The following is a 21,407-nucleotide window of genomic DNA, read 5'->3' on the forward strand; positions in this document are numbered from 1 at the left end:
CGGGCGCTTGCCCGTTACCGTACCGGAATATCGCGCCGGGACATTCTTCCGCAACGCAAAAAGCGCTTGTGTGTTGCGGTGCGGCAAGGGCATCTGGAGGCGATGAAACGGCCGGGGCCTCCTTCGCAGGGGGCGTAGTTGCGGGGAGCTGGGTTCGGATGTCTGCAGGGCGACGCAGGATACTCTTCGCCTGCACCACGGCGTTCACGATGGCGACCCTGTATCGCGGCCTGTTCCCGTATCTCGAGCGGCACGGCTGGGAGATCGAGATCGCGATCGGTGGGGGGGACCTGTCGGGCTTCAATCCCGCGGATTTCGGCGATCCGGTGATCCATCAACTGACGATCGAGCGTGAGCTTTCGCCGATTAAGGACATCGGTGGGCTGGCCTCCTTCGCCAAGCTGCTCTCGTCGCGCAAATACGACGTGATCCATGTCTCGACGCCCAAGGCCAGCCTGCTCGGCTCGATCGCCGCGGCGCTGACGCGCAATGGACCGGTCGTGTTCGTCTATCGCCGGCGGGTCTATGAGCTGATGAGCGGCATGAAGCAGCGGCTCTATATCGGCGTCGACAAGGTGATCGCCGCGCTTTCGAAAAAGGTTGTGCCGATCAGCCGCGAACTGGGCGACCAGCTTGTCGGCGACGGCGTCTGCAAGCGCGAGAAGCTGCATTTCATCGGCAGCGGCTCGAGCAACGGCATCAACGTCGATCGCTTCGCACCGGGTGCCGAGGCCAAAGGTGCCGCCGTGCTGCGCGCGGAACTGGGTATTCCGGCCGATGCGCCCGTGCTGCTGTTCGTCGGCAGGATCATCGGCGAGAAGGGCGTGGACCTGCTTCCCGAAGTCCATTCGCGGGTGAAGGAGCGTATTCCGGGCGCGCATCTGGTGCTGGTCGGTCCCGAGGATGATCGCGACCCGGTGAAGCCCGAGACGCTCAACTATTTCGGCAAGGGCGATCAGGTGCATTGGCTGGGGTATCGCAGCGACCCGCGCACTGCCTACGCGCTGGGCGACTTGTTCGTCTTCCCATCCTATTTCGAGGGGTTCGGCAATGTCCTGCTTGAAGCGGCAGCGATGGAGATCCCGTCGGTCGCATTCGACGTTTCGGGCGTCCGCGAAGCAGTCGCGAACGACGTGAGCGGGACGCTGGTGCCCTCGGGCGACGCGGCCGGCATGGCCGAGGCGAGCATTGCGATCCTGAACGATCCGGCGCTTCGCGAGCGGATGGCGAAGGCCGGGCGCGAACGGGTGGTGCGCGAATATGCCAGCGCCGTGGTGCATGAGGAAATCCGCAAGCTGTTGGAGGCGATTGCCGAGGCGGGGCGGTGAGCGGGACGAAGTACCGCCCTGATATCGACGGCCTTCGTGCGCTGGCGGTATTGCCGGTGCTTCTCTTCCACGCCGACTTCATGGTCTTTTCCGGCGGGTTCATCGGCGTCGACGTGTTCTTCGTGATCTCCGGCTATCTGATCACGTCGATCCTGTATCGCGAAGTGCAGGAGGGGACCTACACGCTCGCTGGATTCTACGATCGACGCATCCGGCGGATACTGCCGGCGTTGTTCTTCATGCTGGCGGTGACGCTGATCGCGGGATTGTTCATCCTGTTGCCGCGCGAGCTAGCGGAGTTGGGCCAGAGCAGTATCGCGACCGCACTCTTCTCGTCGAACATCTTCTTCTACCTTCAGAGCGGCTATTTCGATGCAGCGGCGAGCACCAAGCCGCTGCTCCACACCTGGTCCCTGGCAGTGGAGGAGCAATATTATATCTTCTTCCCTGTTGCGCTGTATCTCATCCACCGCTGGCTTCCCCGCTTCGTGGTGGCCGCGATGGTCGCGGGCGCGTTGATGTCTCTGGTACTCAGCATCGCATTGCTCGACCGCGCACAGAGCGCGACCTTCTACATGCTCCCCACCCGTGCCTGGGAGTTGTTTGCGGGGGGGCTGGTCGCGTTGATCGCGTGGCGCCCCGCGGCCGGACGCAATGCGATTGCGCTCGTCGGGCTTGGCATGATCCTCGTCGCGATCTTCGGTTATAAAGAGGCAATGCCATTTCCTGGCGCCGCCGCCTTGTTGCCGGTCGTGGGGTCCGCGGCGATCATCTTTGCCGGGGAGGGGACTCTGATCGGCCGCATGCTCGCGCTCGGTCCGCTGCGCGGAATCGGGTTGATCTCCTATTCGCTCTACCTCTGGCACTGGCCAGTGATCGTCTATGCGCGGTTCTTGTACGGCCCCGAACTGAGGACGGGTGTGGCAATCATGTGTCTCGCGGTTTCGTGCGGAATGGCGTGGCTTTCGTGGCGCTATGTCGAGAGGCCATTTAGGCGCTCGCGTGGCGCGGGGCATTCGCCGCGCAAGTCGCTGATTGCCGGTGGTGCATCAATCACGATCGCGTGCGGGATCAGCCTCTTGCTGCTCTCCGGGCTTCCGGCGCGGCTTCCGGCCCAAGCCATCACCGTTGCCGCTGCGGCACCGATTCCGGGTGCGCCACTCCCGCATTGCTTTGCCCAACCGGGTAGCAAGCCGACGATTGGCGACTGCCTGGACAATGTTCCCGGCCGTGCCACCGTTGTTCTGTGGGGAGATTCGCACGCGTTGCAATTTCTCGATGCACTGCAGACGGTGGCGGAACTGCGGCAAATGTCGGTGCGCCTCGCAGGGCGTGCGAGCTGTATGCCGTTGGTCGATGTCCGCTTCACGCGAGGCGAACGAGAGGATCCGGATTGCGCGGCTTTCAACGCGATGGTGCTTGAGCGGATCGCGACAGACCCGCAGATACGCACTGTAGTGCTCTCGGGGCGATGGGCGCGCTTGAACTTTCCCGCGACGCATGACGAAGCGCAGCAATTGCTCGCGCCCGTCGGTCAGGCGTCACCGGCGGCGCCCGAATTGTTCCGGAACTCGCTGCTGGCAGTAATCGACCGGCTTCGCGCGAACGGCAAGCGGGTGATTCTGATCGGCGACGTACCCGAATTCGAACAGCCCCTGGCGAGTTGTCTTGCGCGTTCGATCTGGATGCCCTGGCTGGGACGCCGCTGCGATCATCGCCCGCTGACGTTGCCGGGCTCGCCATCGGATCGCGCGATCGAATCCGTCGCAGCGGCGCGGCCGGGATTAATGCTCGTGCGGCCAGGCGATGCGCTGTGCAACCGGCGGGATTGTATGCAGCTGATCGGTGATCAGCCAGTGTCGGCGGACGAGGACCATCTATCGAAAGCGGGTGCTGCCTGGGTGGTACGCAAGCTGCACGTTGGAGACTTGCTTTAGCGGACAGTCAGCAGCGCAACAGATGTCTGGTAGCGCCGCGAATACCAAAGCCAGCGATGGGTACGCGACAAGAGTCCGCGCGTTCTCCGAAAGAAGGTTAGCCAGCGTAAAGCGAGACTCGCCAGTTCCTTGCCCGGTCTAATGCCCTGACGTCGCAGATCCTCAGCATAAGTCGCATCTTCGACGATCGTGCTGTTCGTCAGTTCGCTGTTGCCAAACAGGCTGGCAAGCTTCTGGGGTGAGGGGCGGTAGAGCGTATCGATCGGATCAGGATGGTATGGATAGCTCTTAGGAACGGTGACGAGGATGTGGCCGCCCGCACCGACGATCCGCTCACAGGCATCGGCGACTGCTTGCGGATCGGTGACATGTTCGAGCAGGTTCGACAGCAGCACAGTCTTGAACTTCATTGCCGCGAGTTGTTCCACCACACCGGCATCAAGGATGTTGCCGGTAAGATCGATCCCTTCGCCTTCCTTGAGGTCCGCGTGAAAGATCTTGACCCCTGCTTCTTCAAGCGGGGCGAATAGATTGTTCTGAATATGCGGTTGGGAAACCTCGCGAAAATGCCGGGTCGATGAACCCAGATTGAGCAGAGGCGAGATGTCGCCGTGGCTCAGTAGCATCTCGCGCAGGGCGTCGGCTTCGGAAACGCGCATTCGGTCACCCCCGGGTGCAATTGATGGAGTCCTGTTCGCCGGGATGGGGTGAGTCAAGCCGCAGCAATCGGATTTTGCTGCAATGCGGAAAAAATGCTTGCTTCACCCTTGCGCAAAGGCCCGTAAACCCGCAGGAACTGCACTGCGATGAGCATATTTTCGATCTCGATGCATCTGCGATGAAAGAGATTTCGCTTTCGCAGGAGCAGGTGCGAAAGCGCGCCGCGCGGGGCGCGATGAGCGTGTTCACCCGCCATGCCCTTGTGCGGTTAATGGCCTTTGGCGGCACGCTGGTTCTGGCGCGGATGATCGACCCGCACACCTTCGGTGTGTTCGCGCTCGCGCAGTTCGTGTTGTTACTTGCCAACGCCGTTGCGGTTGGTGGGGTCACAACCGTGCTGACCCGTCAGAAAGAAGCGGTTTCCCCGGCTGAGTACAGTACAGCCCATTCGATCCAATTGATCTTGGCTGCGGTGATTTTCGCGGTTGTACTTGGAACAACGCCGCTGCTCGCCTCGGCTTATGAACTGACCCCCAGCGAAGCCTGGGCCTTCCCTGCGATGGGCCTGGCGGTGTTCCTGCTCGCGTCGCGATCAATCCCTACCGCAGCACTCCAGCGCGGGTTGCGGCACGATCTGGTCGCTGTGTCTGAAGTGGTCGAATATCTGACTTATGTGATGGTCTCGATCGGGCTGGCACTGGCGGGGTTTGGCCTTTGGGCCCTCGTGATCGCGACGCTGACGCGGTACCTCGTCGCATCGATATTGCTTTATCGTGCAACCCGGGCGCTTCCTGCAATTTCGTTCGATCGGCCCATTGCGAGGCGGATCATCGGCGAGACCTTGCCGCAGCAGACCGCGATCCTGACCGCATTGGGCCAGCGCGCGGTGAACACCACCGTCGTCGCCGCAGTCTTTAGCCCGGCGGCGGCTGGTCTTGTCGGTATGGCGATTACCCTGTTGGACTCCCTGGTACTCCAGCCGCTTACGTTGCTGTCGAACATTCAATTCCGCCTGCTCGCCCGTGCGCAGGACGATGCGGAACAATTCCGCAAGATGCTGGCGCAGAGCTTCTTCCTGTCGTCGGTTGTCTGCGTGCCGATCCTGATTGCCTCGGTAGCGCTATTCCCGTTGATCGTGACGATCATATTTCCGAAGAGCTGGCAGGCAACCGGGTATCTGGTCCAGATTCTGTCGGTCAGTTCGCTGAGCTATGTTGTGAGCATGCCCGCGCATCAGGCACTAAAGGCGCTGGGCGACGCGAAATCTCTGATCACCTGCTATGTACTGAGCGCGCTCGCGCAACTTGCGATCCTGCTGGTGCTGGGCGATCGGTACGGACTGCAGGGTTTTGCGGTTTCGAACATCGTCGGCAACCTGATCCTGATGGTCTACGGCATTGGTAGGTTATGGGTTCGCACCGGGCGCTTCCCACCGCTTGCGCCGGTTGCTGGAGTTGCCTTCGCCGGAGTCATGGGGGCTGTGGCCGGGGTGAGCGCGGGTTCGCTGTTGCACGGGATCGCCGGCGTTGCCGGTGGGCTGGTTATCGGATCGCTCGTCTATTTCGCATCGCTGCTGGTGACGTCAGGCCAACGCGTGGCGACGCATCTGCGGCTGGCCGCCGAGACATTGCCGGCGAAGCTGAGCGGTCCGCGTAATCTGATGCTCCTGCTGGCGACGTTTGCAGCCTCGCCGTTCAAGCGGTCGCTGGTCGTATGAGGCGCAGATTTGTCATATCGGCGAAGTCTGATCGCCGGATAATGTTTGGTGAGGCGCTACGCCTCCGTGGCTGGGAGTAAGGGCGATGCTGACCAAAGCAAAAGAGCAGCTCAAGCGTACCGTGCGGCAGAGCGCGAAACTGCGTTCGATGATGATCCCCGAAGCGCATGAGGATATTCCTGAGGCCGATGCGGAGGATCTGAAGATCCTCAAGCGGGTGAAGCCGTTCACGCTAACCAGCAATGCCAATCTCTGGGCGACGATTCAGGCGGTGAAGCATGTCGAGGCGCGCAACATTCCGGGTGATATCGTCGAACTGGGCGTATGGCGGGGCGGCCAATCGATGACGGCCGCGCTGACGATGAAGCGTCTGGGCACCGGGCGCCGCCTGTGGCTGTTCGACACGTTTGCGGGGATGCCCGAACCCGGCGAGCATGATTTCAAGGCCGCGACGGGCGAGAGTGCGACGAAGGTCTGGAACGAGACGCAGGACGGCAAAGGCTTTTCCGACTGGTGCTGCGCCTCGCTGGAGGATGTTCAGGCCAATATCGGTTCCACCGCTCATGCCGATGTCCGCTACGTGCAGGGCATGGTCGAGGATACGCTGAAGGAGGCCGCCAATCTGCCGGAGACGATCTCGATCCTGCGGCTAGATACCGACTGGTATGAATCGACCAAGGCCGAGCTGGAAATCCTCTACCCGCGGCTGAGCCCGGGTGGGGTGTTGATCATCGACGACTATGGAAGCTGGGGCGGCGCGAAGAAGGCGGTCGACGAGTATTTCGCAGGCAAGCCGATCTTCCTGAACCGCATCGATCACACCGCACGCCTGATGATCAAGGATCTCTGAGGGCGAGCCAGGGCAGGGGAGAGGGGGGGATGAAAGCAACGGTCCGCCAGTACGCGAAGGCGATCGCCTACACATCCTATGTGCGCCTGCTTGACCTCGCTTCGCCGCAGGGCGAGGCGGTGTCGCCGGAGGCGGCGGATGCGCTCGCCGATCTGCGGCGCGATGGCTTTGTCCGGCTCGGCGGGATGTTGTCGCTGGGGGATCTGACCGAGCGGGTCGGCGGTTTGCTTGATGTCGGCGAGACCAAGCATCCGGGCGTGTCTCGCTTCTATCTCAAGAACCCGCTCGTCGCGGCGCCCGAAATCGGCGATTGGCTGCGGCTACCGTTGCTCAACGAAGTTGTGCGCGGTTATCTCGGTGGCGATCCGGTGTTCGACCGATGCCTTGTGTGGCGGATCCCGGCTTCCGCAAGCGATCGCAAGACTTCCGCCATCTGGCACCACGATTGGTGCGGGCACCGGCTGAAGTTGTTCATCCTGCTCCACGATGTCGAAGCGACCGGGCGGCCGACTCAGTATATTGTCGGTTCGCATCGCGGGAAGTGGCGCTGGGCGAGCTACGAACTGAGCCGTCATGCCGATGACGAAGCGGAATCGCAGGGCGAAGTCGCGCTGCTGACGGGCAAGGCCGGCGATTGCATCCTGTTCGACACCAATGGCCTGCATCGTGCGACGGGCGAGGGCGGTCGAGAGGCGCGTGACGTGATCAGCCTCGAATATTCGGATCGGCGTAAATCGCGCTTCCTTGCTCGCCGGGGGTTCGAACTCGGCGTGCGCCGCGACTTGATCCCGGCGGATATCCTTGAGGGCGATACGCTGATCGACCGCGATCAGGTGCGCCCGAGCGAGGATGGGCTCGTTTATGGCGACGTTCCGCAGCTTGAGAAGGAGCCGTTCGTCTGATGCGGCTCAACCCAACCGCCGCATGAACATCCAGCAACTGGCGACGCTCCCCCTCGCCGGAGAGACCTGGTCCGCGCCGGCGATCTGCGTGGCGGGGGGGCGTGTCGTCGTGATGGCCGCGGATCGCGAGGGTGCACTGTCGGCATTCGACGGGACGAGCCGCGAATTGCTGTGGCAGCGCAGGCTGGGCGGCGCGATCACCGCGTCGCCGGTGGTGGCGGAACTCGACGATGGGCCGGCGGTGCTGATCGGCACGCATCAGGGCGAGCTGTTCGCGATCGAGCCGGTTGATGGGCGGGACGGGTGGCGGTTTCGCGCCGGGGGCATGATCCGCGCGGCGGCGGCCGCGGCGGATGTCGACGGCGATGGCAAGCTGGAGATCGTCCTGGCTTCCTATGGCCCGGAGATCACGGTGCTTTCGGGCCGGGGCGAAGTTCGCGCGCGGTGGCGGCGGCCCAAGCATGTGTTCATGGCGAAGACCAAGACCGGGATGGTCGCGGCGCCCTTGGTTTATGACGTCGATCGCGACGGCGTGCCCGAGATCGTGACCGGCGGGCGCTCGCCCTGGGTGATCTGCTACGACGTGGCGGGGCGGCCCAAATGGTATCACCGGCTGGCCTATGACACCGACGCGACGCCGAGTTTCGCGATGGTCGGCGACACGCCGATGGTGCTGATCGGCGGCGGCGAGCATACCGCCGGGCGAGGCGACAACGCGCTGATCGCGCTCGACGGACGGACCGGCAACGAGCTGTGGCGCGCGCCGGTGGGCGGGGCGATCGACTGCGCGCCGATGATCGCGCGGATGCCTTCGGGGCGGGTGCTGGCCTTTTGCGGGACGCTGGCCAGCCACAGGCTGGTTGCGGTGGATCTTGCGAGCGGGACCATCGCCTGGTCGCATCGCTTCGGACCGACTGCATTGTGCGATCATGGCAAGCGCGACGCGCGCCAGCCCGAGGGCGACGACCAGTGCCGCCGGGCGGACGGCGCGCCCTATTTCACCGAGTTCGCGCGCTGCCGTTCCTATGTGAACCCGCTGGTGGCCGATCTCGACGGCGACGGGCGGCTGGAAGTCGCGACCGGATCGAACAATGGCCGCTTCGCGATCCTCGATGCAGAGACCGGTACGGTGCGGTTCGAGGACGACACGAACGGCATGGTGCGCGGATCGTTCGCGATGGCGGATATCGATGGCGACGGGCGCGCCGAGCTGGTCGTACCGTCGGGCGACCAGTTGCTGCTCTATCGCCTGCCCGCAAATCCCGCGCCGGTGCCCTTCTACAAGGGGCGAGCGGACATGCTCGGCGCCGATCACGAGCCCGAGCCTGCGACCGGGCCCGCCCGGCCTGCCGCGCCGGGCGTCAAGGCCGCGATGTGGCGCGATCTGACCGGGCGCGACTTCGCGCGCTATCTTGCGATCCAGGCCGACAAGCGCGTGTTGCGCCGCTTCGGCGGGTCGCGGTTCGACTATTATTACTGATGACTGCGGTAATCGCCTCGAACGGCCAGGCGCCGTTGCTCGCGGACGCGGGCCCGTGGGTCGAGCGTACGCTGGCGCGGTTCCATGCGCATTATCTGGGCGATCACGGGCTGATCGTCACGACGATCGACGGCGACAGCGGCGCGATCATCGACAACGAGCCGCTGATCGCCGATTTCGGCGATGTGCTGCCGTTCCTCGCGCGGTTCGGCGATACCGCGTTCGCGCTCGATCAGGTCGCCCGTGCGCGGTCGCGGATCGGCGGGGGGCTGTATCGCGAAGCGGATGGCGGCATCCGGCTGTTCACCAATCACGACTGGCTGCTCGGGCTGATCGAACTGCACGAGATGACCGGGGAACAGGGGTTCCTCGACGCCGCGGTCGATGGCGCACATGCGGTGCTCGATGGGTTCGAGCGTTCGGGGCTGCTGATCGACGAAGCGCCGTCGCTGCGGCGTCCGCGCACATTGCTGCAGCGATCGAGCGGGTTCAATCTCGGCTATGTCGAACTGCTGGTGGATCTGAACGCGCTGACCGGCGACGCGCGGTTCATCGACGCGGCGCGGCGGATCGCGAAAGCCTATGCCGCGACGGATTACTTCACCGCGCACGGCGTGTTCGGAACGGTGTTCTGTTCATGGTCGCGCGCCGTGGACAGGCTGGCGGCCAACGCCGCGCAGATGCGGTCGCTGCTGTTCAAGGACAATACGAACGGCGCGTGGAGCCTGCTCGCCTTGTATCGGGCCGAGCCCGAGCCCGCGCTGCGGCTGGCGATCGAGCGGTGGCTCGCCGGGTTCGAGGCCTGTTACTGGAATGGCGGCGACGTCCAGCTGTGGCGGGACAAAAGCGGTGCGCGCGATGTGGCGCTGCGGGCCGCCTTCGCGTCGCTCGACTTGCTGTGCGATCTCCATCTGGCGGGATTCGAGGGGCGGCCGATCGAGCTGGCGACGGCGATTGGCGATCGCTGGCTGGGCCATCAATGGGCGAACGGGCTGTTTCCGGAGCAGCCGGGGCGTTCGGGCAACCATGTCGATTGCAACACCGACATGACCGTGTCGCTGATGAAGCTGGCGGGGATCACCGGCGAGGTGCGTTTCGCTGAGGCAGCGCGGCGCAGCGCGCAGGCGGTGGTCGGGCTGCACGAGACCGATCTGGGCATGGTGCTGAGTGTCGATACGACCGGCATGGCGCTGGACGAGCGGATCATCGTCAAATACCAGTCGCTCGCGCTCAAGCTGGCGCTGCTTCCGGCCGATCCCGCCGCGCTCATCGCCGATACCGCCCTGATCAAGCTGCTGAGGGACCGTTGATGCCGATCGGCTATGTCATCCATCGCTTTCCCTGGCCGTCCGAGACGTTCATCTCGCGCGAAGTCGCCGGGCTGATCGAGCTGGGCGAGGATATCCGTATCTATTCGTTCGAGGGACCGGGGCCGGCGGAGATCGCGCTGCTGACGCCCCAATCGAAGGAGCTGATGGCGCGGACGCGCTATATCGACCGGGGCGAAGCGATGCGCGCGCTGGCGAGCCCGACCGGCCTGCGCGTGTTCGCCGATGCGCGGCGGACCATGCGCGAAGCGGCGGCGGGACGGCGGCTGTGGCTGCTCGCCGCGCGCGCGGCGGCGCTTGCGAAAGCGGTGAAGCGCGACGGCGTGACGCAACTCCATGCGCACTGGCCCTATGCCACGATCACCTCGCATCTGGCGGCGCGGGCGATGGGCGTGCCCTATTCGGTGAGCGTCCATGCCCATGAAGTGGCGCATGAGAGCGATCATTTCCCGGCCTGCTTCAAGGAACTGCGCTTCGCCAGCTTCTGCAACGGCGCGGCGATGGAACATCTGCTGGCCAAGCTGCCCGCGGCGGCGCGGGACAAGGCGCATCTCGTCTATCACGGCGTCGATACCGCGCAGTTTACCCCCGGCCCGGATGCCGATGCCCCGCCGCCGGTGAAGCTGCTGTCGGCTGGCCGGATCACCCCGACCAAGGGGTTCGACCGATTGGTGCGGGCGTGCGCGGCAGCGTTCGCGCGCGGGATTCCAGTCGAGCTGACGATCCTGGGGCAGGGGGCGGCGATGGACGATATCCGCGCGCTTGCGGGCGAGCTTGGGTTCGGCGGGCGGCTGCATATGCCGGGCTGGGTGCCGCACGACGCGGTGCCGGGGCATATCGCGGCCAGCCATGCCTTTTGCCTGCTCGCCAACACCGATTTCAATGACGGGCTGCCCAATGTCGTGCTCGAAGCGATGGCGGCGGGGCGGATCGCGATCGTATCGCCGATGCCCGCCGCGCATGAAGCGATCGATCAGGGCGCGAACGGCTATATCCTCGCGTCGCCCGATGACATCGAAGGGTTTGTCGCTGCGGTCGCCGCGCTCTACGAACGTCCCGAGGCGGCGCGCGAAATGGGCGTGGCGGCGCGGCAGGCGGTAATCGCGAAGCATGACGCGGCCACGCATCTCGGCACGATGCGGCGTCTGTTGCAGGGTGCGGCATGACGAGCGCCGCCCTCGAGCGCGCTGCGCGCGGTGACGGACCGACGCTGGGCGCGGTGGCGATCTCTCGCGACGAGATCGTCGATATCAAGGGCTTCGTCGAGCATCTGCGTGGCTGGATCGACGAGATCGTGATCGTCGATGACGGATCGACCGACGGCACGCTGGATTATCTCGCCGGTTGCGGCTTTCCGGTGACGGTGGTCCATCGCCGGATCGAGCCGGAAGGCGGGTTCGCGGCGCAGCGCAACCACGGCATCGACAATGCCCGCTCCGACTGGCTCGTCCATATGGACATCGACGAGCGGATCCCGCCCGAGCTTGCGGCCGAGATGCGCGGCGCGATCCGGGAGACGGACAGGAACGGCTTCAGATACCGGCGGCTGAACTATTTTCTGCATCGTCCCTTTCCGGCGGGCGGCTGGCAGCATTGGAACGAGCCGCAGCTTGGCCGCCGCGGCGCGCATCGCTTTGCCCGTCCGATCCACGAGAAGGTCGACGTCGAGGGCGGGGAGGGGGCGACCGGCCAGCTCGACGCGATGATGCTGCACCTGAACGACGACAGTTTCGGCGAGCGGCTGCGCAAGAATGCCGGCTATTCGGAGCGGACGGCGCGCGAGATCATCGCCACCGGCAAGCGCATCGGCGCGCGGCATCTGATCCTCGTGCCCACCAAGCGCGCGCTTTCGGCATATCTGAAGCAGGGTGCGTGGCGGCACGGCGTACGCGGGCTGATCTTCGCGATGTACACCTTCGCGGGCACTTTCAACTGGTATGCCTGCGCGTGGGACGAGCAGAACCGGATCGGCCGCGACACGCTGGAAGACGCGCTCGCGCAGCAATGGGGCAACGGGGATCGACGCGATGGATAAGCCCGCTGGAGGCGTTCAGGTCGGCGAGGGGTTTTACGACTTCGAGACCTATATGACCCGCGAGCGGTGGCAGAGCTATTGGTACCAGCTCCGCGCCGTGATGAAGTACAAGCCGAAGACGGTGCTTGAGATCGGCTGCGGCACCGGTGCGACGACACAGATGCTGCGGCGGCTGGGGATCGAAGTCACGACCTTCGATTTCGACGCGAATTTGAACCCCGATATCAGCGGCGACGTGCGCGAACTCGAAGGGCTGGTCGGCAAGGGAAGCTACGATCTGGTCTGCGCCTTTCAGGTGCTGGAGCATATCCCCTACACCGATTTCAAGTCGACACTGGCGCAGCTCGGGCGCGTGGCGCGGCAGAATGTCGTCATCTCGTTGCCGCACTGGGGCTATCCGGTCGAACTGCGCGGGCAGTTCTTCAAGAAGCGCTTCTCGCTGGCGTTCGCGCGCAAGCTGACGCGGCCGATGGAGTGGAAGTTCGACGGCGAGCATTATTGGGAACTGGGCACCAACGGGCATTCGCTGGCGCAGGTCCGCGCGGCGATCGCCGGCGAACTGCCGATCCTCGATGAATATTTCTGCGCGGATTACAGCTACCATTATTTCTTCGAGCTGGGCGCGCATGGCTGAAGTCGCGCGGGGAGAGGCGCTGAAGGGCCTGCGGATCGTCTGGCTGCAATCGCCGCCCTGGGACGGGCTGTGGACGCGCCAGAACCATTTCTCGCGCCGCTTTGCCGCCGACGGGGCGGAGATCCTTTATGTCGAGAACCCGGTTTCGTTCGGGCGGCGTATCGGCGAAGGCGCGGGCGCGCTGACGGCGTCGGTGCGGCGCGACGTCGAGCCCGGGCTGTATGTGATGTCGCTGCCGATCCAGATCCCCGGATCGCCCAAATCCGGAGCGATCGGGAAGTTGAACGGGGCGCGCTTCGCAAGCGCCGTCGCGAAGTGGATGCGGCGTGAGGGATGGGAACGACCGCTCTACTGGTGCCGCCTGCCGATCTCGGTCGAGGCGCTCGACCGGCTGCCGCCCGGACCGGTCGTGTACGACGTGACCGACGACTATGCCCATTATGCCGGAGCCGAAGGAGAGCGCGCGCTGACTATCGCGCGCGAGGATCGGCTGATGCGCAAGGCAGGGCGGATATTCACCACCACCGCGGCGCTGGCGGAGCGGCTCGGTGCGATCAACCCGAAGGTGCAGGTCGTGCCCAACGGTGTCGATCCCAGCTTCTTCGCGCCCGCACCCGACGGCGAAGCCGATCCGCTGGCGCAGGTGGCGCGGCCGCGGATCGGGCATATCGGGCTGGTTGCGAGCTGGATGGATCTCGAACTGCTTGCGAAGATCGCCGCACGCTGGCCGGGGCAGCTCGTGTCGATCGGCCCGGTCAAGCCCGAGGTGCAGGCGGCCTATGAAGCGATCCCCGGGCTGATCCGCTTGCCGCCGGTGCATAATCTGGAGCTGCCGCGCTATTTGCGGGCGCTCGACGTGTGCATCCAGCCGCATCTCGCGCTGGAGGTGCGACACCGGGCCGATCCGCTCAAGATCGTCGAGTATATGGCTGCGGGGAAGCCGATCGTCTCGACCGCGCTGCGCAGCCTCGAGCCGCTGCGCGATGTCGTCGAACTGGCCGGGGATCACGACCAGTTCCTTGCTGCGATCGAGCGCAGCCTTGCGGATGCCGATCCGGCGTTGCAGACCGAACGGGTCCGGCGTGCGCGCGAACGATCGTGGGACGATCTGTACGGATCGGTTCGGGCAGCGGTGACGGATCTCGTGTCGGAGGATGGCGGCAAGTGAATCTCACCATCATCGAAATCGCGCTGTTCCTGCTTTGCCTTGGCGGCGCGCGCTTCGGGCTGGGGCGACCGGGTCTGTTCCTGATGTGGCCGATCGCGGTGATCGTCTTTCCGACCGCGCGCGTATATTTCGGCTTCCCGCTCTATCTGTACGACATGATCGTCGCGCTGATGCTCCTCGAATATCGCCGCGAGCTGCTGGCGATCCGGTGGGATTGGAAGCGCATCCCGTGGCACTATGTGTTCATTGCGCTGATCCTTGTCTGCGGGATCGCCTGGCCGCTGGTGGTGATGCCGGTGAACGTCCAGGCGGTCTGGGTGGTCGGGCACGCGCTACTGACATTCTCGGGCTTCGGTCTGGCGGCGTTGATCTTCTATGACTCTGCCAGGGTGCGTGAGCGGCTGTGGCTGGGATACGGCATCGCGGCGTCGGTGCTCATCCTGGGTGCAATCGGCCTGACCCAGTTCGGATCGCCGGCCGCGGCGGGCCGGGTGGCAGCCTTCTTCTATCGCGATTTCTCGCAGGACGCGTTCATCCACTCCAAATTCTACGCCGAAATCGTCGCGCGGCGTGCGGCAGGTCCCTATGGATCGCCGAACTTGCTGGGCACGGTGGCGGTCCTTGCGGCGCTCGCGGCGTCGCTGCTCGTTCGCCAGCGCATCATCGTGCTGGCGGTCCTCGCGGCGGGAACGATTGCCCTGCTGTCTTCGGTTTCCCGTCAGGCGATGATCGGCGCGATCCTGGCAGGCATCATCTATTTCATCGTCTCGCGCGGACGGGAAAAGCTTGGCGCCGGCGTTGTCACGCTTGCCGCGGCGCCGCTGCTGGTCGTTGCCTTCCTGGCGTCGGATTATTCGACATCGGTGCTGGAACGCTTTTCGCGCTGGGACGAAGGCGTCACACAGGATGACAATTTCTCGGCTCGCTACGTCGATGGCCCGATAAGGCTGGCGACGACGATCGGAAAATTCCCGAGCATCTTCGTGTTCGGTACGGGGCCGGATATCACGAAGCTTGCGGGCGGCGGCGTCTATACCGGCGGGCGCGAAGCCGGGTTCGTATCGATCAGTTATCTGTTGTTCCTTTTCCAGTACGGCATCATCGGGCTTCTCGCTGGCATCGCGATGCATATCGAAGCGATACGAAACCTCAGATATGTACCCGCCGGGGTGCGCGCGCGTGTGGCGGCGCTGCTCACCGCCGTCTTCATTTTCTACATCGCGGACAATGGCCCCAATGTCAGCGAGACGGTGACGATGCTGTGCCTGCTGGCAGTCGGCATCTGCTCCGGCAGCGCGCTGCGTGCTTCGCGAAGCTGGCGTCCGGCAGCGACCTCCACCCGCACGTGGCAGCGCGGGCTGGCGCCTGCCACGGCATCGTAGCCCCCGGATGCGCGTCGCCTATCACTCGGACTCCTTCGCAAAAAGGGCCCGGTTCGGCCTGTCCCGCTACGCGCATTCGCTGCGGGACGGGCTTGCCGCCGAGGGCGTGGAGACATTGCCCTTTTCGACGCAGAGCGACTTTGGCGACACGCCGCCGGACTGGCTGAAGGAGACCGGCTTCCACCGCATCCGCGCATCCCGCAAGCTGATCGCGCCGGCATGGACCGCGCTGGGCATCCCCCGCGCCGAATGGATGTTGCCGCGCTTCGATCTGCTGCACTCGATCGACGTCGATTATCGCGCGCCGACCGGGAAGCCGTGGGTCGTCACGGTTCATGATCTCGGCGCGCTGGTTCATCCGGAATTCTTCTCCAACGCCGTGCCCTGGCTGTTACAGGCCTATGTGCGGCAGATGGCCGCGAAGGCGGATCGCATCCTGTGCGTTTCCCAATCGACCGCGGATGAAGTCGCGACGCTGGCTCGCGTGCCGCTGGGCGATCGGCTGATGGTGATCGAGGAAGGCGTCGATCCCGAATTCTTCGAACAGCCGCCGGTCGAAGCCCTGGCGCTTTCCGAAGCCGTCATTCCGGCGGCCGAGCCCTTCCTCCTGTTCGCGGGCTCGATGAATCCGCGCAAGAATGTCCGGCGCGTTCTGCAGGCCTATCTTCGCCAGCTGCCCGGTCTGGCACAGCATCTCGTGCTGGTCGGTTCGCTGGGCTGGGATTCGGACGAATTGCGGACCGAGCTCGATGCGGCGCGAGCGACCGGGCGGGTTCACATGCCCGGCTATGTCAGCGACGAGGTGCTGCGCGCGCTGTTGTGGCGGGCCGACGCCTATCTCTATCCGTCGCTGTACGAGGGCTTCGGTCTGCCGATCCTCGAAGCGATGGCATCGGGTTGCCCGGTCGTCACTGCGACCAATTCGTCGATGCCGGAGATCGCAGGCGATGCGGCGCTGCTGGTCGATGCGGAGAATGTCGATGCGATTTCGGATGCGATTCAGCGTGTGACGTCGGACACCGCGCTCGCGGCCGAACTGCGCGGGAAGGGGCTTGCACGGGCCCGGAGCTTCACCTGGAGCGAGACCGCAAGGCGCACCGCGCAGGTCTATCGCGAACTCGTCTAGCGGATAGCGCGCAGATCGTTCCAAAGCGGCATCGAAGCCGCTTGATCGCATCACTATTGCTGCGACTATGCGCATCGTCGAAGACGAACCGTAACAAGCGGCGGCTACTCATCGCGTTCCTTCCCTCTGTCGACAGGCGGGTGTAATGTTGCGGTCGCTCAAGCTGTCTCTGCGCAAGAAGTTCGCGCCGACCCTGTATCGGTATCCGCCGACCGGCCTGGTTCCCGATCGCCTCGCGACCTACATCACCGGCCTGCTCGACCGGCGCCATCTGAACCTTCCGGTGGCCGAGGTGGGATGCCATCTCGCGGGCACCTCGATCCTTGCCTGTCGGGCCCTGCGCCGGAACGGCTGGACGAGCAGCTACACCTGTTTCGACACATTCGGCGGCTTCGTCGCCGATCAGTTCGAAGCCGATGCCGCGCTGGGAACGCCCGATCGGCTGAAAGACATGTTCGGGGCCAATTCGGTGTCGCTGGTCCGCACCATCCTCGATCAGCATGGTTGTCAGGATATCGGGCTGGTGCAGGGCGACATCACCCGGGTGCCCGACAGCAAGTTCGCGCCGCTGTACTCCGCGGTGCTGCTGGACATGGATCTCTCTGTGCCGACCTATGAGGCGCTGAAGCGGTTCTGGCCGCGCATGGCCTCCGGCGGGGTGATCTATGTCGACGACTGCCCGCCGGACGGCGACTGGAAGGCGCGCATCGGCTTCGCGCAATTCTGCAAGGAATATGACCTTCCGGAGCGCTACGATTATGGCCTCGGGGTCGTCGAAAAGCCCTGAGCCGGAACACCAGCGGCGAACGCGATCGGGCGCCCGCCGCCGATCATCCCGTCAGTCTGTCTGGCCGTAGGTATAGTCGTACGCGTAGCCGTACCCATAGCCGTAGCCATAGCCCGAACGCTTCGCGTCGAACTTGGTCAGCACCGCGCCGATGACGTTGGCGTTGGCGTCGCGGAGGCGGCGGACCGCCGCCTTGGCCTGTCCGCGATGCGAGCGGCTCGCCTGCGCGACGAAGACGGTGGCATCCACCTGACGCGAGAGAAGCTGGGCGTCGGCCAGCCCGATCACCGGCGGACCGTCGATCACGACGGTGTCGTAGCTCTCCCGCGCGGTGGCGAGCAGCTGAAGCAGCGTATGCGAGGCGAGCAGTTCGGTCGGGTTGGGCGGGATCGGGCCGCTCGACACGAAATCGACATTGGAGAAGCCGCTGCGCTGGACCGCCTGACCCAGTTCGAGATGCTGCGCCAGCACGTTGCTGAGGCCGGTCTTGGCGCTCAGCTTCAGCACCTTGTGCAGCGAAGGCTTGCGAAGATCGCCGTCGATCAGCAGCACGCGCTGGCCGAGGCTGCCGAATTCCTGCGCGATCGCGATCGAGCTGGTCGACTTGCCTTCCTCGGGCCGGCTGCTGGTGAACAGGATCGTGCGCGGCTGGCCCTGCGTGCTGGCGAAGCTGATGCTCGTGCGCAGCGAGTGATAGGCTTCCGACAGCGGCGATTTCGGATCGTGCAGTTCCTCGACGGGCGCGGCGCCGGTGGCGATGACCGGCGTGACGCCGAGCAGCTGGAGGCCCAGCTTGCGCTGCACTTCGTCCGGGGTGCGGATCGCATCGTCGAAATGTTCGCGGACAAAGGCGGCGAGGGCGCCGATGCCGAGGCCGGCAAACAGGGCGAAGGCGAGGTTCAGGAACAGATCGGGCTTGGCGGGCGCGCCCGGCGTCTGCGCGGTGTCGATCACCGAGATGTTGCTGGTCGCCACGCCCGCGGTCGCCGCCAGTTCCTTGTAGCGCTGCAGCAGCGCTTCGTAGAGCGAGCGGTTCGTATCCACTTCGCGCTTCAGGATATTGTAGCGGACGCGCAGACCCTGTTCGGACAGCGCGCTGCCGCTGAGGCCCTGAACGTTGGATTCCAGCGCCTTTTCCTGGTTGACCAGCACGTCATAGGCATTGCGGATGCCGTTGCGGACATTGCTTGCCTGCGTGTTGATCTCGCGATCTAGCGTGGCGAGCTGGGTCACCGCCTGCTCCACGCTGGGGTGATCGGGGCGATAACGCGAGCGAAGTTCGCTGAGCGCAGCCAGTTCGGTCGCACGGCGGGTCATCAGCGCCTGGACGACCGGGCTTGCCTGAACTTCGGGAAGCGACATCAGCGGCGTGTTGCGCGCCTGGTTCCAGCGCTGTTCGGCCTTCACCCGCTCGGCGCGGACCGCGACATAGCTTGCGTTGATGTCGCGCAGGTTGGCGGTGGTCAGCGAGCTTGCGCCCCCGCCTTCGCCCGGCTGGGCAGTGACGCTGGTTTCGACCAGTCCTTCGGAACGGGCATAGACCAGCAGCGCCTGTTCGGAATCCTCCAGACGCTCCTTGGTCTGCGCGATCTGGTTCTGGAGGAACTGGCGCGCATAGGCCGAGGAATCGAAGCGCCGCTCCAGGTTCGAGCGGATGTAATTGTCGGCATAGCTGTTCGCCACCTGCGCCGCGATCTCCGGGCTGGGGCTGGCGAAGGAGATGCTTGCCACGCGCGAATCCGTGGGAACCTTGATCGTCAGGTTCTTCATCAGCAGGCCGACCACGCGGCGATGCCGCGCGACGATCAGCGCACGGCCGGTGGCCTGCGGCGCTTCGCCGCCCATTGCTTCGATGAAGCGATCATTCTTGGCCAGATTCAGCGAATAGGCGACACGTTCGGCCAGCGCCCGGCTGCGCAGGATCGAGGCTTGGGTTTCGAGGAAGCGATCGGCATCGGCCATCGGGATGGTTGGCTCGACATCGGACTTCTCGAGGATCGTCGCGGTCTGCTGTTCGATCTGCACCGAGGAGGTGGCAACATAGATCGGCGTGGTGAGCATGGTGACCACGACGGCGGTGAGCAGCGCCAGCGTGATCACGATCACGAAGATCAGCCGGTTGCGATAAACCGCCGCCAGCACCGCGCGCAGATCGAGCCCGTTGCGATCGTCGGCCGCCGGACCATCGGGAACCAGACCCTGGACGGGGTAGGGTTCCGACCAGGCGTCGGTCTCTTTGCGCTTCGGAAGCTCGTGCTGCACCGTCTGTTTCACCATTTACCCGGGGCGGCGCGCAAACGCCGGACCCCAATTAGAAGGGACGGAAGATCGCGAAGGCCGGAAGCGCCTGCAGGAAATCACGCCATGCGCCGCGCAGGCCCGAATAGCCCACCACGACCGTATCGTTGCCGAGGATCTCCGGATCCGGCATTTCGCCGCGCCGGATCGCCCGGATATCGAACTTCGCGGCCAGCAGCTTGCCGCCCTGACGGCGGAAGATCGCAACTTCGTTGAGCTGGGCGACATTGGTCGGCCCGCGAGCCAGCGCCAGCGCGCCGAGCAATGTCGTGCGGCCGCGGAATTCGTAGATGCCCGGCTGCATCACCGATCCATCGACCACCACGCGCTGCGACACGGCCGAGGCGACATAGACGGTCACCCGAGGCTCGTTGAGATATTGCAGCAGGCGCTGACGGATCAGTTCGGCCAGTTCGTCGGTGGTCGAGCCGACCGCAGCCACCGGGCCGAGCAGCGGCATCGGCACGCGGCCCTGTGAATCGACTTCGACCTGGCTGATCGAAAGTTCGGGTTCGCGATAGACGACGACCGAAACCACGTCGGCGGGCTGCAGGCGGTAATCGCGCAGCACAACGTCGGTCGGCGCCGCGGGGATCGCCGTATAGGCATCCTGCCCGCCGGGAAGGTTGGACGGCTTGGTCGCACAGGCGGCGAGCAAGGCGCCGAGGCCAAGAACCATCACGAGGCGGGACAGGGCGCGGACCGGGGTTGCCGCCTGACTCCACAGCGAGGTCGCTCGAACGTTCATCACTTTCCCCCTGCGCTCCGTGCGGCCTATCGCCGCCTATCTGCGCTGCCTTTCCCTCATGTTTCCAGCCGCCGTGCAGGCGAACATGGCTACTCAAGGCAGCGTGCAAGGACGTTATGGCGACCTCCACGCTTTGTGCAAGGATGATTAGTCCGGATTTGCCGCAGTGCAACATAGTTGCGCGGGCAGGGATTTCGTTTCGTCACGATTGGCGGCCGTTTCGGCGTTGAAATATGCCGTTGGAATAGGGTGGCCGGCGTGTTTCGATCCCCCTGGCAAGGCTCGTCCGGTACTGAAAACGCTCGATTATGTTGCGAAGCGGGGAAGGTGCGCCGGGAAAGCGGATGTCCGGAATCCGATTCGGGATGCCGGAAAGCATCGGGCTCGTGGCCAGTTCGAGCCGGCGACCGGCCGGAAAAGAAAGGGGCGAGGCCCGCAAAGGCCCCGCCCCGATTTCCTGTCCAGCGGCAGGCCGGCTCACACCGGCCCAGGCATCACTTGACGTGCTTGGCGATGTGCTTGTTCATCTCGAACATCGTCACCTTGTCGGCGCCGAAGATCGGCTTGAGCTTCGCGTCCGCCAGGATTTCCCGCTTGTTTGCAGGGTTCTGGAGGTTGTTGCTCTTGATGTAAGCCCACATCTTGCTGACGATCTCGCTGCGGGGCAGCGCCGCCGAGCCGACGATCGCGGCCAGCTCAGGCGAGGGGGTGACCGGCTTGGCGATACCGCCGCGCGCAGCGCCCGCTGCTTTCTTCTCCGCCATGTTCTTCATCTCCTGTTCGTGCCCTTGGACGGGCTATTCCTTAGGTCAGCGCAGACGGCTTGTGCGGGGCTTTCCCACCGTAGTCGCTGAGGACGATGTACTGTGGATTTTTTCCCGATGCACGTGCCTGATAGCGCTTTCTCATTCGTATCGGACGTTTGCCTGTGAATAACTTTGCTGCGGATCATGTTGCAGCGCGTCTCACAGGCGGTGCGATGCGCCACTCCTCGCGCGCTTCGCGGCCGGGCGATAGCGCCTGCGCA

Annotated in this window: 18 protein-coding genes; 14 read left to right on the forward strand and 4 right to left on the reverse strand. The window is 64.7% G+C overall.

Annotated features, from left to right (window positions below; all coding sequences use genetic code 11):
- Positions 1-209 precede the first annotated feature (209 nt).
- Positions 210-1,328 carry a glycosyltransferase gene (locus HHL13_RS01555; RefSeq protein WP_169554023.1) on the forward strand — a complete coding sequence of 373 codons (1,119 nt, stop codon included), beginning with the start codon at positions 210-212 and terminating at the stop codon, positions 1,326-1,328.
- Positions 1,325-3,265, forward strand: coding sequence for an acyltransferase family protein (locus HHL13_RS22800; RefSeq protein WP_169554024.1), 1,941 nt, complete (start codon positions 1,325-1,327; stop codon positions 3,263-3,265). Before HHL13_RS01555 ends, HHL13_RS22800 begins: the two co-directional genes overlap by 4 nt.
- On the opposite strand, the gene HHL13_RS01565 is transcribed toward HHL13_RS22800, so the two are convergent.
- Positions 3,262-3,924, reverse strand: a complete 663-nt coding sequence (locus tag HHL13_RS01565) for a hypothetical protein (protein ID WP_169554025.1) — start codon at positions 3,922-3,924, stop codon at positions 3,262-3,264. The two genes, HHL13_RS22800 and HHL13_RS01565, sit on opposite strands and share 4 nt — an antisense overlap.
- Before the next feature lie 23 nt (positions 3,925-3,947).
- Here HHL13_RS01565 and HHL13_RS01570 point away from each other — a divergent pair, with 23 nt between their 5' ends.
- From HHL13_RS01570 to HHL13_RS01625, 12 genes are all read left to right on the forward strand, one after another.
- Positions 3,948-5,642, forward strand: a complete 1,695-nt coding sequence (locus tag HHL13_RS01570) for an oligosaccharide flippase family protein (RefSeq protein WP_169554026.1) — start codon at positions 3,948-3,950, stop codon at positions 5,640-5,642.
- Positions 5,643-5,727: 85 nt separating this feature from the next.
- Positions 5,728-6,492: a TylF/MycF/NovP-related O-methyltransferase gene (locus HHL13_RS01575; protein WP_206376817.1), complete on the forward strand. Its 765-nt coding sequence runs from the start codon at positions 5,728-5,730 to the stop codon at positions 6,490-6,492.
- 29 nt (positions 6,493-6,521) lie between these two features.
- Entirely contained in the window at positions 6,522-7,394 is an 873-nt protein-coding gene (locus HHL13_RS01580) for a phytanoyl-CoA dioxygenase family protein (RefSeq protein ID WP_169554027.1), read from the forward strand.
- Between the two features lie 22 nt (positions 7,395-7,416).
- Entirely contained in the window at positions 7,417-8,874 is a 1,458-nt protein-coding gene (locus HHL13_RS01585; RefSeq protein WP_169554028.1) for a PQQ-binding-like beta-propeller repeat protein, read from the forward strand.
- Positions 8,874-10,184 carry a hypothetical protein gene (locus tag HHL13_RS01590; RefSeq protein ID WP_169554029.1) on the forward strand — a complete coding sequence of 437 codons (1,311 nt, stop codon included), beginning with the start codon at positions 8,874-8,876 and terminating at the stop codon, positions 10,182-10,184. The genes HHL13_RS01585 and HHL13_RS01590 overlap by 1 nt, the downstream gene beginning before the upstream one ends.
- Positions 10,184-11,368: a glycosyltransferase family 4 protein gene (locus HHL13_RS01595; RefSeq protein WP_169554030.1), complete on the forward strand. Its 1,185-nt coding sequence runs from the start codon at positions 10,184-10,186 to the stop codon at positions 11,366-11,368. Before HHL13_RS01590 ends, HHL13_RS01595 begins: the two co-directional genes overlap by 1 nt.
- On the forward strand, positions 11,365-12,237 hold the full coding sequence (locus tag HHL13_RS01600; protein WP_169554031.1) for a glycosyltransferase family 2 protein: 873 nt from the start codon (positions 11,365-11,367) through the stop codon (positions 12,235-12,237). The genes HHL13_RS01595 and HHL13_RS01600 overlap by 4 nt, the downstream gene beginning before the upstream one ends.
- Positions 12,230-12,871, forward strand: a complete 642-nt coding sequence (locus HHL13_RS01605; protein ID WP_169554032.1) for a class I SAM-dependent methyltransferase — start codon at positions 12,230-12,232, stop codon at positions 12,869-12,871. The genes HHL13_RS01600 and HHL13_RS01605 overlap by 8 nt, the downstream gene beginning before the upstream one ends.
- Positions 12,864-14,039, forward strand: a complete 1,176-nt coding sequence (locus tag HHL13_RS01610) for a glycosyltransferase (RefSeq protein WP_169554033.1) — start codon at positions 12,864-12,866, stop codon at positions 14,037-14,039. The genes HHL13_RS01605 and HHL13_RS01610 overlap by 8 nt, the downstream gene beginning before the upstream one ends.
- Positions 14,036-15,421, forward strand: a complete 1,386-nt coding sequence (locus tag HHL13_RS01615) for a hypothetical protein (RefSeq protein WP_169554034.1) — start codon at positions 14,036-14,038, stop codon at positions 15,419-15,421. Before HHL13_RS01610 ends, HHL13_RS01615 begins: the two co-directional genes overlap by 4 nt.
- Before the next feature lie 7 nt (positions 15,422-15,428).
- The gene (locus HHL13_RS01620; protein WP_169554035.1) at positions 15,429-16,547 is read left to right on the forward strand and encodes a glycosyltransferase family 1 protein; all 1,119 of its coding nucleotides are present in this window, start codon (positions 15,429-15,431) and stop codon (positions 16,545-16,547) included.
- A gap of 145 nt (positions 16,548-16,692) precedes the next feature.
- Entirely contained in the window at positions 16,693-17,334 is a 642-nt protein-coding gene (locus HHL13_RS01625) for a class I SAM-dependent methyltransferase (RefSeq protein ID WP_169554036.1), read from the forward strand.
- A gap of 51 nt (positions 17,335-17,385) precedes the next feature.
- On the opposite strand, the gene HHL13_RS01630 is transcribed toward HHL13_RS01625, so the two are convergent.
- The 3 genes from HHL13_RS01630 to HHL13_RS01640 form a co-directional block, all read right to left on the reverse strand.
- Complete coding sequence (locus tag HHL13_RS01630; RefSeq protein ID WP_169554037.1) at positions 17,386-19,611, reverse strand: polysaccharide biosynthesis tyrosine autokinase; 2,226 nt, start codon at positions 19,609-19,611, stop codon at positions 17,386-17,388.
- Positions 19,612-19,645: 34 nt separating this feature from the next.
- The gene (locus HHL13_RS01635) at positions 19,646-20,380 is read right to left on the reverse strand and encodes a polysaccharide biosynthesis/export family protein (RefSeq protein WP_169554038.1); all 735 of its coding nucleotides are present in this window, start codon (positions 20,378-20,380) and stop codon (positions 19,646-19,648) included.
- A 494-nt stretch (positions 20,381-20,874) separates the two neighbouring features.
- Positions 20,875-21,144, reverse strand: a complete 270-nt coding sequence (locus tag HHL13_RS01640; protein ID WP_169554039.1) for an SWIB/MDM2 domain-containing protein — start codon at positions 21,142-21,144, stop codon at positions 20,875-20,877.
- Positions 21,145-21,407: the final 263 nt, after the last annotated feature.

The sequence above is a fragment of the Sphingomonas sp. G-3-2-10 genome, assembly GCF_012927115.1.
In the GTDB taxonomy this organism is placed as follows: domain Bacteria; phylum Pseudomonadota; class Alphaproteobacteria; order Sphingomonadales; family Sphingomonadaceae; genus Sphingomonas.